Origin of the sequence: Castellaniella sp. (assembly GCF_034007085.1) — a bacterium.
GTDB lineage: Bacteria > Pseudomonadota > Gammaproteobacteria > Burkholderiales > Burkholderiaceae_B > Castellaniella.
This window is the reverse complement of sequence record NZ_JAVERO010000004.1, coordinates 14,902-28,003: the sequence shown is the minus strand read 5'-3', so window position 1 is coordinate 28,003 and position 13,102 is coordinate 14,902. Positions and strand designations below refer to the sequence as shown.

The 13,102-nt window shown below is 64.7% G+C and carries 12 protein-coding genes and 2 tRNA genes; 6 read left to right on the top strand and 8 right to left on the bottom strand.

Going from position 1 to position 13,102, the window contains the following annotated elements; translation table 11 throughout:
• Window positions 1–7: 7 nt before the first annotated feature.
• Window positions 8–1,726, bottom strand: coding sequence for a cation acetate symporter (locus tag RBR29_RS00980; RefSeq protein WP_320346344.1), 1,719 nt, complete (start codon window positions 1,724–1,726; stop codon window positions 8–10).
• Window positions 1,723–2,031, bottom strand: a complete 309-nt coding sequence (locus RBR29_RS00975) for a DUF485 domain-containing protein (protein WP_320346342.1) — start codon at window positions 2,029–2,031, stop codon at window positions 1,723–1,725. Before RBR29_RS00975 ends, RBR29_RS00980 begins: the two co-directional genes overlap by 4 nt.
• Before the next feature lie 201 nt (window positions 2,032–2,232).
• Between RBR29_RS00975 and RBR29_RS00970 the strand changes: the two genes are divergently transcribed.
• The 5 genes from RBR29_RS00970 (at window position 2,233) to RBR29_RS00950 (ending at window position 6,123) form a co-directional block, all read left to right on the top strand.
• Window positions 2,233–2,309, top strand: a tRNA-Arg gene (locus RBR29_RS00970).
• Between the two features lie 91 nt (window positions 2,310–2,400).
• A complete protein-coding gene (locus tag RBR29_RS00965; RefSeq protein ID WP_320346340.1) occupies window positions 2,401–3,648 on the top strand; it encodes a phospholipase A in 1,248 nt (415 codons plus the stop codon).
• Window positions 3,649–3,660: 12 nt separating this feature from the next.
• Entirely contained in the window at window positions 3,661–5,553 is a 1,893-nt protein-coding gene (locus tag RBR29_RS00960; protein ID WP_320346338.1) for an LTA synthase family protein, read from the top strand.
• A 61-nt stretch (window positions 5,554–5,614) separates the two neighbouring features.
• Window positions 5,615–5,691 (top strand) — tRNA-Pro (locus tag RBR29_RS00955).
• Between the two features lie 21 nt (window positions 5,692–5,712).
• Window positions 5,713–6,123, top strand: a complete 411-nt coding sequence (locus RBR29_RS00950) for a DoxX family protein (RefSeq protein ID WP_320346336.1) — start codon at window positions 5,713–5,715, stop codon at window positions 6,121–6,123.
• Between the two features lie 91 nt (window positions 6,124–6,214).
• Here the strand turns inward: RBR29_RS00950 and RBR29_RS00945 are convergent, their stop codons facing one another.
• The 3 genes from RBR29_RS00945 to RBR29_RS00935 are packed head-to-tail and all read right to left on the bottom strand — an operon-like array spanning window position 6,215 to window position 8,597.
• Window positions 6,215–7,582, bottom strand: coding sequence for an ATP-binding protein (locus RBR29_RS00945; protein WP_320346334.1), 1,368 nt, complete (start codon window positions 7,580–7,582; stop codon window positions 6,215–6,217).
• Complete coding sequence (locus tag RBR29_RS00940) at window positions 7,576–8,244, bottom strand: response regulator transcription factor (RefSeq protein ID WP_320346332.1); 669 nt, start codon at window positions 8,242–8,244, stop codon at window positions 7,576–7,578. The genes RBR29_RS00945 and RBR29_RS00940 overlap by 7 nt, the downstream gene beginning before the upstream one ends.
• Window positions 8,244–8,597, bottom strand: coding sequence for a PepSY domain-containing protein (locus RBR29_RS00935; RefSeq protein ID WP_320346330.1), 354 nt, complete (start codon window positions 8,595–8,597; stop codon window positions 8,244–8,246). Before RBR29_RS00935 ends, RBR29_RS00940 begins: the two co-directional genes overlap by 1 nt.
• Before the next feature lie 163 nt (window positions 8,598–8,760).
• On the opposite strand from RBR29_RS00935, the gene RBR29_RS00930 reads away from it, so the two are divergent.
• Window positions 8,761–10,395 (top strand): acyl-CoA synthetase, encoded by a 1,635-nt coding sequence (locus RBR29_RS00930; protein ID WP_320346328.1) that lies wholly within the window; start codon window positions 8,761–8,763, stop codon window positions 10,393–10,395.
• Here the strand turns inward: RBR29_RS00930 and pstB are convergent.
• The 3 genes from pstB to pstC are packed head-to-tail and all read right to left on the bottom strand — an operon-like array spanning window position 10,376 to window position 12,979.
• Entirely contained in the window at window positions 10,376–11,164 is a 789-nt protein-coding gene (gene pstB, locus RBR29_RS00925) for a phosphate ABC transporter ATP-binding protein PstB (RefSeq protein WP_320346326.1), read from the bottom strand. The genes RBR29_RS00930 and pstB overlap by 20 nt on opposite strands.
• A gap of 13 nt (window positions 11,165–11,177) precedes the next feature.
• Window positions 11,178–12,038, bottom strand: a complete 861-nt coding sequence (pstA, locus tag RBR29_RS00920) for a phosphate ABC transporter permease PstA (RefSeq protein WP_320346324.1) — start codon at window positions 12,036–12,038, stop codon at window positions 11,178–11,180.
• Complete coding sequence (gene pstC, locus RBR29_RS00915) at window positions 12,038–12,979, bottom strand: phosphate ABC transporter permease subunit PstC (protein WP_320346322.1); 942 nt, start codon at window positions 12,977–12,979, stop codon at window positions 12,038–12,040. The genes pstA and pstC overlap by 1 nt, the downstream gene beginning before the upstream one ends.
• Between the last annotated feature and the right edge of the window lie 123 nt (window positions 12,980–13,102).

Sequence of the window (13,102 nt, the reverse complement as noted above, 5' to 3'; positions counted from 1 at the left end):
CCAGGGATCAGTGCGCGCTGGCAGCCGCCGCACCGATGCCGGTTTCGCTGCGCACGGTCTGCGCCTCGAAGCCGGCCCGGTCGATGCGGGCGCGTTCGCTGCGGTCAGTGACCGAGAACAGCCAGATCGACACGAAACCGATCGTCATGGAAAACAGCGCCGGGGACGCGTAGGGAAACCAGGCCGATCCGGCCGGATTGCCCAGGGTCGCTTCCCAGACCGACGGCGACACCACCGTCAGGGCCACCGCGCTGATCAGGCCGGCAAAACCGCCGATCATGGCGCCGCGCGTGGTGCAGCCTTTCCAGAGCACCGACATGAACAGCACCGGGAAATTCGCCGAGGCCGCCACCGCAAAGGCCAGTGACACCATGAAGGCGATGTTCTGCTTTTCAAAGGCAATGCCCAGCACCACGGCCACGATCCCCAGCACCACCGTGGTGATCTTGGCGACCTTCATTTCCTGTTCGCGGGTGGCGTTGCCGCCCTTGACCAAGGTCGCGTAGATGTCGTGCGAGACGGCCGATGTGCCCGACAGGGTCAGCCCGGCCACCACCGCCAGGATCGTGGCAAAGGCCACCGCCGACATGAAGCCCAGGAACACATTGCCGCCCACGGCATCGGCCAGGTGCACCGCCGCCATGTTGCCGCCGCCGATCAGGGCGCCCGCCGCATCCAGGAACTGCGGATTGGTGGACACCAGCACGATGGCGCCAAAACCGATGATGAAGGTCAGGATGTAGAAATAACCGATCCAGGACGTCGCCCAGAATACGGATTTGCGGGCCTCGCGCGCATCGGGCACGGTGAAGAAACGCATCAGGATGTGCGGCAGGCCAGCCGTGCCGAACATCAGCGCCATGCCAAAGGAAATCGCGCTGATCGGATCCTTGATGAAATTGCCCGGCCCCATGATGGACTGCCCCTGCGCACTGGCCTGGGCCGAGTCCTGGCCGGCGTTCAGGGCCGCCAGCGTCTTGACCTCGACTGCCGCAGCAAACAGGCGTTCCGGCGAAAAGCCATAATGCGCCAGCACCATCAGGGCCATGAAGGTCGCGCCGCCCAGCAGCAGGGCCGCCTTGATGATCTGCACCCAGGTGGTGGCCGTCATGCCGCCAAACAGCACGTAGATCATCATCAGCACCCCGACCACGACCACGGCGACCCAGTATTCCAGGCCGAACAACAGCTTGATCAGCTGGCCAGCGCCGACCATCTGGGCGATCAGGTAGAACGCCACCACGACCAGGGTACCCGAGGCCGCAAAGGCCCGGATCGGCCCCTGCCTGAAGCGATAGGCCGCCACGTCGGCAAAGGTGAATTTGCCCAGGTTGCGCAAGCGCTCGGCCATCAGGAAGGTCAGGATGGGCCAGCCCACCAGAAAGCCGATGGAATAGATCAGGCCATCGTAGCCATTGATCATCACGGCGGCGGAAATGCCCAGGAACGAGGCGGCGGACATGTAGTCGCCGGCAATTGCCAAGCCGTTCTGGAAGCCGGTGATGCCCCCGCCGGCGGTGTAGAAATCGGCAGCGGAACGGGTCCGGGCCGCCGCCCATTTCGTGATCCACAGCGTCAGGATCACGAACAGGCCGAACATGGCGATGGCGGTCCAATTGGTGGGCTGCTGTTGCAGTTCGCCCAGATCGCCGCCAGCAGCCTGGGCCGTCGAGACCAGGGACACCAGGGTCAGCGCGCCCAGCGCGCGGGTCATCTTGCGATTCATTGGCCGGCCTCCTGGACGATTTCGCGGGTCAGGCGATCGAATTCCCCATTGGCGCGGCGCACGTACAGGCCGGTGATCAGCACGCTGAACACGATGACGCCAAAACCGACCGGGATACCCCAGGTCATGACGCCTTCGCTCAGCCGCAGGGCGAACAGTTCCTTGTCAAACGCAATCACCCCGATGAAGCTGTAGTAGACCACCAGCATCACCACCGCCAGCGTCCAGCCGTAGCGCAGCCGTGTCCGCCGCAGATACTGGTATTTCGGGTTCGACACGATGGCTTGTGTCTGCTTGTCTCCCATGTTTGTCTCCTGATGGGTCGTATAGTGCAGAGCACGATAAAAACCCGACCTTACGGGGGCCTTACAGCCACCAGAATCTGTTTCGCCCTCAGGGAAAATACCGAGCCTCGGGATGCACGTTAAAATCCTCGCTTCGCACGCGCGCCGCGCGCACGGGCCATCGCCCAGGCGGGGCAGAAAACCCTCAAGCGCGTGATCCGACCGCCCTTAGCTCAGCTGGATAGAGCAACGGCCTTCTAAGCCGTAGGTCGCAGGTTCGACTCCTGCAGGGCGGGCCACCCCCGGCCTGCCGCAGACACACCAGGAAACGTGCGTCCGGCGCGCAAATGCTAAAGTTCCGGGCACGTCCCTGCTCTTGATTTCAACATCATGCCTTGCCTTCGCCACACAGGTCTGCGCCCCTTTGTGTTCTTCGCTCTCGGCAGCCTCTGCCTGGCGGCCAGCACGGCCCACGCGGGCCTGTCGTACCGGCTGACCCAGACGCAGTCCCAGCCCGGCGTGCAGATCGAACTGGAAGGCCTGTTGACGAACGACACCGGCGCGGCGCTGTCCAGCCCGGTCGCACGGGAACTGACCGGGCAATGGGTGGATGCCCAGGGGCAGGTCACGCCCGCGCGCTTTCAGTTGCGGACCTCGCCCGACGCCATCGACCTGCCCGCCAATACCTTCACCCGCATGGCCTGGAGCGGCCAGGTCCCCGCCGGCGCGCACGGCCTGCTGACCCTGCGCCTGGACGGCGCGGCCGACACATTGCTGGCGCTGCAAGTGGGGGCTGGCGCACTGCCTGGCACGCAGGTTGCCGCGCTGGGCACAGACACCCCCGGAACAACCGCCATTCCATCTGCCCCTCCCGCGACCGGTCCGGCAGCAGCCACGTCCACCAACGGCCTGTCGCCCTTTGACACGTTCCGCAACGCGATTTCCCCTTACGAGCCGATCTATTTCGCCGTCGGCCATCGTGATGGCGCCAATGCCCGTTTCCAGGTCAGCTTCAAATACCGCCTGTTCAGCCCGGACGATCCCGCCCATCCCGGTTTCATGGACAACTGGTATTTCGGCTATACCCAGACCGCCCTGTGGGACCTGCATTCCGATTCCATTCCCTTCGTGGACACCACCTACAACCCCAGTCTGTTCTGGGCGCGAGACGCGATCTGGTCCACAGCCGACAAGCGCTGGTCCTTGGGGCTGAACACGGGTTTCGAACATAAATCCAATGGCAAGGACGAAGAAGATTCCCGTTCCCTGAATGATCTCTACATCCAGCCACAGGTCGATTACCGCTTCGACGGCGGCAGCACGCTCAGTTTCATGCCGCGCTTCAAGTATTACGTCTGGACCGACCGCGACATGGATTACCGCAATGCACTGGGCTACGTGGACTGGAAACTGCGCTGGGCCCAGGATGACGGCCTGGTCCTGTCGGGCCTGTACCGCCAGGGCACCCAGGGTCGCAACGCCACCCAGCTGGAAGCCGCCTGGCCGCTGAAGCGCACCTTTCTGCACATGAACGGCCATCTGTACGTGCAATATTTCCGAGGGTACGGCGAAACCCTGCTGGACTATGATCGGAAACTCTCTCCGCAATTGCGCATCGGCCTTGCACTGGTCCCCTGAGGAAACCATTCCATGTTGACCCAGATCGGGGTTTTCGCCCTGGCATCCCTGGCGCTGCTGACCCTCAGCCGCCTGCTGCTGACTCTCTGGCTGTGGCCCCGGGTACGGGCGGCGGGCGGCCCCTGGCCGATCTTTCGCTGGGGCCTGCGCATCGACCTGAACCAGATTGCCATGTGGGCCGGAATCCCGCTGCTGCTGGCGCCCTGGCTGGGTGACCGTCCCGGCGCCATCTTCCTGACCGGCCTGTGGCTGCAAGCGGTCTGGCTGCTGTTCGTGCTGCTGGAAATCTCCACGCCACAGTTCATCCTGGAATACGACAGCCGTCCCAACCGCCTGTACGTCGACTATCTGAAATACCCCAAAGAAGTCTTCGGCATGCTGTGGAAAGGCTACAAACTGGTCCTGCTGACCGCTGCCGTGGGGCTGGGGCTGGCCGCCTGGCTGGGCCATACGCTGTTTGCCGCAGCGCCGCCCGACACCCTGCCCGCCTGGCCCTGGCGAATCCTGGCCACGCTGGTCTTTGCGGCCGCCATCGTCCTGGCCATCCGGGGGACGCTGGGCCACCGGCCGATCAATCCCGCCTCGGCGGCCTGGTGCGGCGACAGTCTGCTCAATACCCTGCCCCTGACATCCCTGTACAGCGTGCTGTTCGCCCTGTACGCCATCAAGAACGAACGCTCGGCTGCCGATGTCTACGGCGATCTGCCCGATGCCGAACTGCAGGCGATCATCCAGCAACAGGCCGGTATTCCGCCCGGTCCGGCGGATATCCCGACCCTGCATGTCCAGCACCCCAGCCAGCGGCCGGCACGCCCCCGCAATCTGGTGCTGATCGTCGAGGAAAGCCTGGGCGCCCAGTACATCGGCAACCTGGGCGGCGCGGGCTTGACGCCCTGCCTGGACCGGCTGGCCGCCGAGGGCTGGAATTTCACCCGCGCCTACGCCACCGGCACCCGCTCGGTGCGCGGCCTGGAGGCCGTCACCGCCGGTTTCCCCCCCACGCTGTCGGATGCCGCCCTGCGCCTGGGCGATGCCCAGAGCCGGTTCTTCACCCTGGCCCAGTTGCTGAAACGACATGGCTATCGCTCGCGCTTCATCTACGGCGGCGAAGCCCATTTCGACAATATGAAAAGCTTTTTCCTGGGCAACGGCTTTGACGAACTGCACGACCTGCCGACCTTCGATGCACCCGCTTTCGTCGGCACCTGGGGCGCCAGCGACGAGGACATGTTCAACAAGCTGCACGCCCTGCTGTCGCAAGGCGGCGAACAGCCCACCTTGCACCTGGCGTTTTCCGTCAGCAATCACACGCCCTGGGAATATCCCGCCGGCCGCATCCCGGTCGAAGGCGACCCTGCCACGGTCGAAAATACGGTGCGCTACGCGGACTGGGCCATCGGCCGTTTCTTCGAACAGGCCCGCACCAGCACCTACTGGAACGACACGGTGTTCCTGGTCGTGGCCGACCACGATGCCCGCGTCGGCGGGGCCCAGCGCATCCCGTTGCGTCATTTCCACATCCCGGCCCTGATCCTGGGCGCCGGCATCGAACCGCGCCGCGACACCCGCATCATCAGCCAGATCGACCTGCCGCCGACCCTGCTGTCGCTGATCGGCATCGATGACGCCCACCCCATGATCGGCCACGATCTGACCCACGCAAACGGCGGCGGGCGCGCCATGATGCAGTACGAGGAACACTACGGCTACCTGCGGGACGACATCCTGGCCGTCCTGGAACCGCACCAGCCGGCGCATTTCTACCGCTACGCCGCACCGGACAGCTACACCCCGCTGGCCCCGGACCCGGCACTCGGACGCATCGCCCTGGCCCACGCCCTGTGGCCGACCTGGGCCTACCGCCACCGCGCGCACACCCTGCCGGAACTGCGGCTGCCCGACTGAATCGACCTGGGGCCCAAACCCGCCAGGACCGGCCGCCCCATGGTAGAATTTGCGGTCCAGTCGGGGCGTAGCGCAGTCTGGTAGCGCATCTGCTTTGGGAGCAGAGGGTCGCATGTTCGAATCATGTCGCCCCGACCATTCACGATCAAGGACACCACCATGCCTTCTTCCACGTACGACGATCTAGGCAGGCTGGTCCTGCGCCTGGGGCTGGGCATCCTGCTGCTGTTGCACGGTCTGTCCAAGCTGGACGGCGGCGTAGGCTGGATCGTGAACCTGCTTGGCCAGCGCGGCTGGCCAGGTTTCCTGGCTTACGGGGTCTACATCGGCGAAGTCCTCGCCCCGGTCCTGATCATCCTGGGGCTATTCACCCGCCTGGGTGGCCTGCTCGCCGTGGTGAACATGCTGTTCGTCTTCGGCCTGGTCCATATGCATCAGCTGTTCGACCTGGGTAAAGGCGGCGGCTGGGCGCTGGAACTGCAAGGCCTGTACCTGACCGCCAGTCTGGCCGTCACCCTGTTCGGCGCAGGTGCCTACAGCCTGGGCGGCCGCAACGGCCGCTGGAACTGACCCCCGCGCGGACGAATCGGACGGGCCGCGTTGCGCAAGGACGCGCCCAGCGCTGCGCTAAGGAACCTCTGATCCAGAGGTCAGGTTCCCCCTAAGCCGCCGGCAGGGTGATCACGACCCGCGCCCCACCCAGGTCCCCGGCTTCGATCCGTGCCCAACCACCATACAGATCGGCCAGATCGCGCACGATCCCCAATCCCAGCCCGGATCCAGGCATGCGTTCATCTGCACGCCGGCCCCGCTCGAACACCATTTCGGCCCGTTCCGGACTCAGGCCAGGGCCATCGTCCTCGACCCAGATCGACAGTGCGCCGTCCTGGCGGCGGGCCGTGACCCGCACCTGCCGGCGCGCCCATTTACCCGCATTGTCCAGCACATTGCCCAGGATTTCCTGAAAATCCTGGGCCTCGCCACGAAATGCCAGATCACCGGACACGCCGCTCAGGTCATAGACCAACCCGCGCTCGGCATGGACACGATCCATGACACGCACCAACCCCTGCAACAAGGGCAGGATCGGACTGCGCAAGCCGGTCACGCGCACGGCCGCTGCAGCACGGGCGCGGGCCAGATGGTAATCCACCTGGCGGCGGGCGGCTTCGACCTGCTCGGTCACCAGGCGCGGCAGCGCGGGATCATCCGCCCGGGCGGCATTGGCCATCACGGCCAGCGGGGTCTTCAGGGCATGCGCCAGATTGCCGGCCTGCATGCGGGCCCGTTCCAGGCTTTCCGTGTTGCGGCTGAGCACCAGGTTGAAATCCTCGACCAGCGGCTGGACTTCCATGGGGAACCCGCCCTCGATGCGATCTGCCCGACCTTCGCGCAGCGCAACCAGCCGTTCGCGCAACCGCGCCAGGGGACGCAGCCCGAAACTGACCAGCATCCAGGCAGCCGCCGCCATGCCCAGCGCCAGAATGCCCAGCGCCACCGCCAACATGCGATCGAAATGGCTGACAGGTTCGGCCCACAGGGCCTCGTCGGCCGCCACCGACAGAACCAGCGTATCGAGCGGACCTTCGGCAGGGCGCACCACACGCAGCCGCATCCGCAGCGGCTTGCCGCCGGGGCCAGGGACCTGCGCCACCACATCATGCCCAGGCTTCAGGCCACTGACCCTGTCCAGCAGATGGGCATCCCACAAGGAACGCGAGCGCATCAGCTGGGCAAAGCGCGCGGCTTCGCCCGGAACGGAAATCTGCCAATACAGGCCAGAAAAAGGATGACTGAAACGCGGGTCGGTCGGCTGGTTTGCCAGGGACACCTGTCCCTGTTCATCTACCTGCAGCGCGGCAGTCAACTGGTCCAGATGGATATTCAGTTCGGACTGCAGCTGCGACAGGATATGCTGGCGGAACAGGCGCTGGATGCCCCAGCCGGCCAGCGCCACGCTCAGCAGCGTCCAGGCCAGGGTGACCGCCAACAGGCGCAGGCGCAGCGAACGCTGCTGCTGTTTCAACATTGGGGCGAGGCCGACAGGCGGTAGCCCAGGCCGCGCACGGTCTGGATCAGGTTCGGGGGGATCTTGCGCCGCAGGCGGGCGATGAAGACTTCGATCGTGTTCGAATCGCGGTCGAAATCCTGGGCATAGATATGTTCCACCAGCTGGCTCCGGGACACGACTTCGTCCTGGTGCATCAGCAGATAGGCCAGCACCCGGTATTCATGGCTGGTCAAATCCAGCGGCACATCGTCCAGCAGCACGCGGGACTGGCGCGTATCCAGCACCAGGGGACCGCAACGGATGTCGGCCGAAGCATGTCCGCCAGCGCGGCGCAGCAACGCACGCACGCGGGCCTCGAGTTCTTCCTGGTGAAAGGGCTTGGTCAAATAGTCGTCGGCACCGGCGTCGATGCCGGCCACTTTGTCGTGCCAGTTGTCACGCGCCGTCAGAATCAGCACCGGCATGGTCCGATCCGCCCCGCGCCAGGACCGCAGGACCGAAAGCCCATCCCGCCCGGGCAGGCCCAGATCCAGCACCACCAGATCATAGGGTTCGGTCATCCCCAGATGCTCGGCATCCAGGCCATCGGTTGCCGTATCGACCACATAGCCGGATTTTTCCAGCGCGGCCTTCAGCTGCGCAACCAGCAAGGGTTCATCTTCGACCAGCAGCAGTCTCATCAGCGCCTCCCGCCGCGCCGCAGCGGCCGCGTACCCACCCACAGGGTTTCGCCAGTGCGGGCATCGATCTTGAGTTTAGCCAGCTGCCCCTGGTCCAGCAGCAGTTTCAGTTCATAGATCCAGAGGCCACGGCATTTGAGGCAGCTGTCGTCTTCGTCTTCCTGCTCGAAAGAGACTTTCAGGACCTGCCCCGGATAATCACGCGCCACCTGCGCGAGCACATCCTGCAGCGGCTTGACCTCGCCCAGGGCCTGCAGGCGTTCGGCCATGTCCCGGTCGTGATTGTGCGCGCCGGCCCCCGAGGCCCAGAGCCCCAGGGCCAGGGCGACCGCCCACATAGCGTGGCGAAGCATTGCGAAATCCCCATGTTCGATCGATGACCCCTACGATATCAGGAAGCGCATGAACCGGAAATGAATGTCGCAATCCGCGCTGGCGAGCGGCATGGCCCCGCTGTACCATGTTCTGGACAGAATCCCCCGCCCAGACTGCGGGGCATAACGATGAGGAGACATCATGCTGCACCCGCAAGGCGACTACCGGCGGACCCGGGACGCATTCACCTGGGCCGTGCCGGAGCACTACAACATCGGCGTGGACGTCTGCGACCGCTGGGCCGATGGCCGCGGACGCACCGCACTGATCGTGGATCGCGGCGACGCGCCGGCGCGGCACTATACCTTCGACCAGCTCAAGCACTGGTCCGATCGACTGGCGCTGGCGCTGCGCGCCCGGGGCGTGTCCCGGGGGGATCGGGTGGGCATTCTGTTGCCGCAGTCGCTGGAAACAGCGCTGGCCCACCTGGCCGCGTACAAGCTCGGCGCCATCGCCGTCCCCCTGTTCACGCTGTTCGGCACGGACGCATTGCAGTACCGTCTGAGCCATTCGGGCGCGCGCGCACTGATCACCCACACCGAGGGCCTGGGCAAGATCGCCACGATCCGCCAGGATCTGCCGGATCTGGGCTGTGTGCTGGACATCGACGCGCCGGCGGGTGACGCCTCGTTCTGGGGTGCCATCGAGGCACAGGATGATCTGGGCTTCATCCCCGAACACACGGCCGCCGACGACCCTGCGCTCATCATCTATACCTCTGGGACCACCGGCAAGCCCAAGGGCGCGCTGCACGCCCACCGGGTGCTGCTGGGCCACCTGCCGGGGGTGGAAATGTCCCATAATTTCTTTCCCGCGCGCGCCACCCTGATGTGGACCCCAGCCGACTGGGCCTGGATCGGCGGGCTGCTGGACGTCCTGATGCCCGCCTGGCACCACGGGGTGGCCGTGCTGGCCTGCCGTTTGACGAAATTCGACCCCGCCGTCGCCTGGCAATTGATGTCCAGGTACAAAGTCAGCCACACTTTTCTGCCCCCCACCGCCCTGAAGATGCTGCGGACCCTGCAGAACCCTGCCGCTCATGGCCGCCTGGGCCTGGTCTCGGTGGCCAGTGGCGGCGAATCCCTGGGGCCGCAGCTCATCGACTGGGGCCGCCACACGCTGGGCGTGACGATCAACGAATTCTACGGGCAGACAGAATGCAATATGATCGTCTCGTCCTGCGCCGCCCTGTTCGAACCGCGCATCGGTGCCATGGGCCGGCCCGTGCCCGGCCATGAAGTCCGCATCATCGACGAACACGGCCATGTCCAGCCGCCCGGGGTCGAAGGCCACATCGCCGTGCGACGGCCCGACCCGGTGATGTTCCTGCAATACTGGCGGAATCCTGAAGCCACGGCAGGGGCTTTCATCCATGACTGGCTGGTGACGGGCGACCGCGGCCTGTGCGACGAAGACGGCTACCTGTGGTTCAAGGGCCGGGGCGATGATGTGATCACCAGCGCCGGCTACCGCATCGGCCCGGGACCGATCGAAGACTGCCTGCTGGGCCACCCCGCCGTGCGCCTGGCGGCGGTGATCGGGGTGCCCGATCCGGAACGCACGGAAATCGTCAAGGCCTGCATCGTGCTGAACGATGGCTATACGGGCGATGCCGCGCTGGTGGCGGCATTGCAGGACCATGTCCGCCAGCGGGCCGCCGCGCACGAATACCCCCGGCTGATCGAATTCATGGACAGCCTGCCGATGACGACCACAGGCAAGGTGCAGCGCGGGCAGCTACGGGCGCAACATCAGGTCACCCGAAACGACCGGTGATGTAGTCTTCGGTTTCCTTGCGGGACGGCTTGATGAAGATCTGGTCGGTGGGGCCGAATTCCATCAGTTCGCCCAGGTACATGTAGGCGGTGTAGTCGGAACAGCGCGCGGCCTGCTGCATGTTGTGGGTGACGATGACCACGGTGTAGTCGGATTTCAGTTCCGCGATCAGTTCCTCGATCTTGGCCGTAGAAATCGGATCCAGGGCGGAACAGGGTTCGTCCAGCAGCAGGACTTCAGGCTTGATCGCCACACCGCGCGCAATGCACAGGCGCTGCTGCTGCCCGCCGGACAGGCCGTTGCCGTTTTGCCCGAGCTTGTCCTTGACCTCGTTCCACAGGGCAGCCTTGGTCAGGGCCCATTCCACCCGCTCATCCATTTCGCCCTTGCTCAGGCGCTCGAACAGCCGCACGCCAAAGGCAATGTTGTCGTAGATGCTCATGGGAAACGGCGTGGGTTTCTGGAACACCATGCCCACCTTGGCGCGGATCAGGGAAATATCCAACCGGGAATTGAGCAGGTCTTCGCCATCGAGTTCGATGGTGCCCTCGGCGCGCTGGCCCGGATAGAGTTCGAACATGCGGTTGAAGGTGCGCAGCAGTGTGGACTTGCCGCAGCCCGACGGGCCGATAAAAGCCGTGACCTTGTGTTCTGCGATATCCATGTTGATATCGCGCAGGGCATGAAAGCCACCATAGTAGAAGTTCAGGCCGCGCACGGCCAGCTTCGTGCGTTCTTGGGCGGCAGGCGGAGGCGAATTCGGGTTCATGGTCAGCATCGGATTATTTGCGGAACAGGCTGCGCGCAGCAATGTTGATCCCCAGCACCAGCAGGGTGATCAAGGCGGCACCCGCCCAGGCCAGCCGGTTCCAGTCCTCGAAGGGGCTGGCGGCATACTGGAAGATCACCACCGGCAGATTGGCGATGGGGGCGTTCATGTTCAGCGACATGAACTGGTTGTTCAGGGCGGTAAAAAGCAGGGGCGCGGTTTCCCCGGCGATGCGGGCCACGGCCAACAGGACGCCGGTAATGATGCCCGAGCGCGCGGCCCGGTAGCAGATGAAGACAATGATGCGCCACTGCGGACATCCCAGGGCGGCAGCGGCTTCGCGCAGGCTGTTAGGCACCAGGCTGAGCATATTGTCCGTGGCCCGGACCACCACGGGAATGACCAGGATCGCCAGGGCAAAGGCCCCGGCCCAGCCTGAATAGTGGCCGACCTGCGCCACATAGATGGCATAGATGAACAGGCCGATGATGATGGATGGCGCCGACAGCAGCACATCGTTCAGGAACCGCGTGGCCGGTGCCAGCCAGCCCCGGCGGCCGTATTCGGCCAGATAGGTGCCCGCCAGCACGCCGATGGGCGTGCCGATCAGCGTGCCCACGGCCGACATCAGCACACTGCCGATGATGGCATTGAGCAAGCCGCCGTCGGTTCCGGGCGGCGGCGTGCTGTCCAGAAACAGCGACAGCGACAGCGCCGAACCGCCCTTGAGCAGCAAGGTCAGGATGATCCAGGCAAGCCAGAACAGGCCCGACCCCAACGTCAGGCCCGAAAGCCCCAGCATCACGCGGTTGAACCGGCGCCGGCGCCGGTAGATCGGATTGCCCTGGGCGATGAAAGAATCGGAGATGGCCATCAGTGGTTCGAGCCTTCTTTGCGCGACAGTTTCAGCAACATGAATTTCGACAGGGCCAGCACCACGGTCGTGATCAGGAACAGGATCAGGCCCAGTTCCAGCAGGGCCGATTTCTGCAGCCCACCGGCCTCGTTGAATTCATTGGCCAGGGCCGAGGCGATCGAATTGGATGGCGAGAAAATCGAAGAGGGCAGGTTGAACGCATTGCCGATCACAAAAGTGACCGCCATGGTCTCGCCCAACGCGCGGCCCAGGCCCAGCATGATCCCGCCAATGACGCCGTGCTTGGTGTAGGGCAGCATGATCTTCCAGACGACTTCCCAGGTGGTGCTGCCCAGGCCGTAGGCGGATTCCTTCAGCATGGGCGGCACCTGTTCGAACACATCACGCATCACCGCCGCGATGAACGGGATGATCATGATGGACAGAATCAAGCCCGCCGTGAACAGGCCGATACCCATCGGCGGCCCGCCAAACAGATGCTCCAGCACCGGGATGCCCTCGAAGAAATCCACCAGGTGCGGCTGGACATAGGCCTGGAACAGGGGCACGAACACGAACAGGCCCCACATGCCATAGATGATGGACGGAATCGCGGCCAGCATCTCGATGGCCACGCCCAGCGGACGGCGCAGCCAGACGGGAGCGAGTTCGGTCAGGAACATGGCGATGCCGAAAGACACCGGCACGGCAATCAGCAGCGCGAGAAAAGCGCTGATGACCGTGCCCAGCATCGGCACCAGCGCTCCATAGCTGTGTCGCACGGGATCCCAGTCGTTGGTCCACAGGAACGGCAGGCCGTAGGCAGCCAGGGAATCCCGGCTGCCATAGATCAGGGATATCAGAATCCCGGCCAGCAGAATGAACACGAGAAACGCAAACAGGCGGGTCAGGTGCCGGAAACCGGCATCCACCAGAAAACTGCGCTGTGTATTGGCCATGAGGGACTCATCCGTGGCGACAGGCTCCCCGGCACACCGGGGAGCCGCATCGGAATTCGAAAACCGCTATTTTCCCATAAACAGGGCGGCGCACTCCCGCGCCGCCCTGCCAGGGAATGACGT

What these genes read in the sequence shown, in the direction of transcription:
- pstC (WP_320346322.1), bottom strand. Translation starts at nt 12,979, where the DNA reads ATGGCCAATACACAGCGCAGTTTTCTGGTGGATGCCGGTTTCCGGCAC.
- RBR29_RS00960 (WP_320346338.1), top strand. Translation starts at nt 3,661, where the DNA reads ATGTTGACCCAGATCGGGGTTTTCGCCCTGGCATCCCTGGCGCTGCTG.
- RBR29_RS00975 (WP_320346342.1), bottom strand. Translation starts at nt 2,031, where the DNA reads ATGGGAGACAAGCAGACACAAGCCATCGTGTCGAACCCGAAATACCAG.
- pstB (WP_320346326.1), bottom strand. Translation starts at nt 11,164, where the DNA reads ATGAACCCGAATTCGCCTCCGCCTGCCGCCCAAGAACGCACGAAGCTG.
- RBR29_RS00945 (WP_320346334.1), bottom strand. Translation starts at nt 7,582, where the DNA reads ATGTTGAAACAGCAGCAGCGTTCGCTGCGCCTGCGCCTGTTGGCGGTC.
- RBR29_RS00980 (WP_320346344.1), bottom strand. Translation starts at nt 1,726, where the DNA reads ATGAATCGCAAGATGACCCGCGCGCTGGGCGCGCTGACCCTGGTGTCC.
- RBR29_RS00965 (WP_320346340.1), top strand. Translation starts at nt 2,401, where the DNA reads ATGCCTTGCCTTCGCCACACAGGTCTGCGCCCCTTTGTGTTCTTCGCT.
- RBR29_RS00950 (WP_320346336.1), top strand. Translation starts at nt 5,713, where the DNA reads ATGCCTTCTTCCACGTACGACGATCTAGGCAGGCTGGTCCTGCGCCTG.
- RBR29_RS00940 (WP_320346332.1), bottom strand. Translation starts at nt 8,244, where the DNA reads ATGAGACTGCTGCTGGTCGAAGATGAACCCTTGCTGGTTGCGCAGCTG.
- RBR29_RS00935 (WP_320346330.1), bottom strand. Translation starts at nt 8,597, where the DNA reads ATGCTTCGCCACGCTATGTGGGCGGTCGCCCTGGCCCTGGGGCTCTGG.
- pstA (WP_320346324.1), bottom strand. Translation starts at nt 12,038, where the DNA reads ATGGCCATCTCCGATTCTTTCATCGCCCAGGGCAATCCGATCTACCGG.
- RBR29_RS00930 (WP_320346328.1), top strand. Translation starts at nt 8,761, where the DNA reads ATGCTGCACCCGCAAGGCGACTACCGGCGGACCCGGGACGCATTCACC.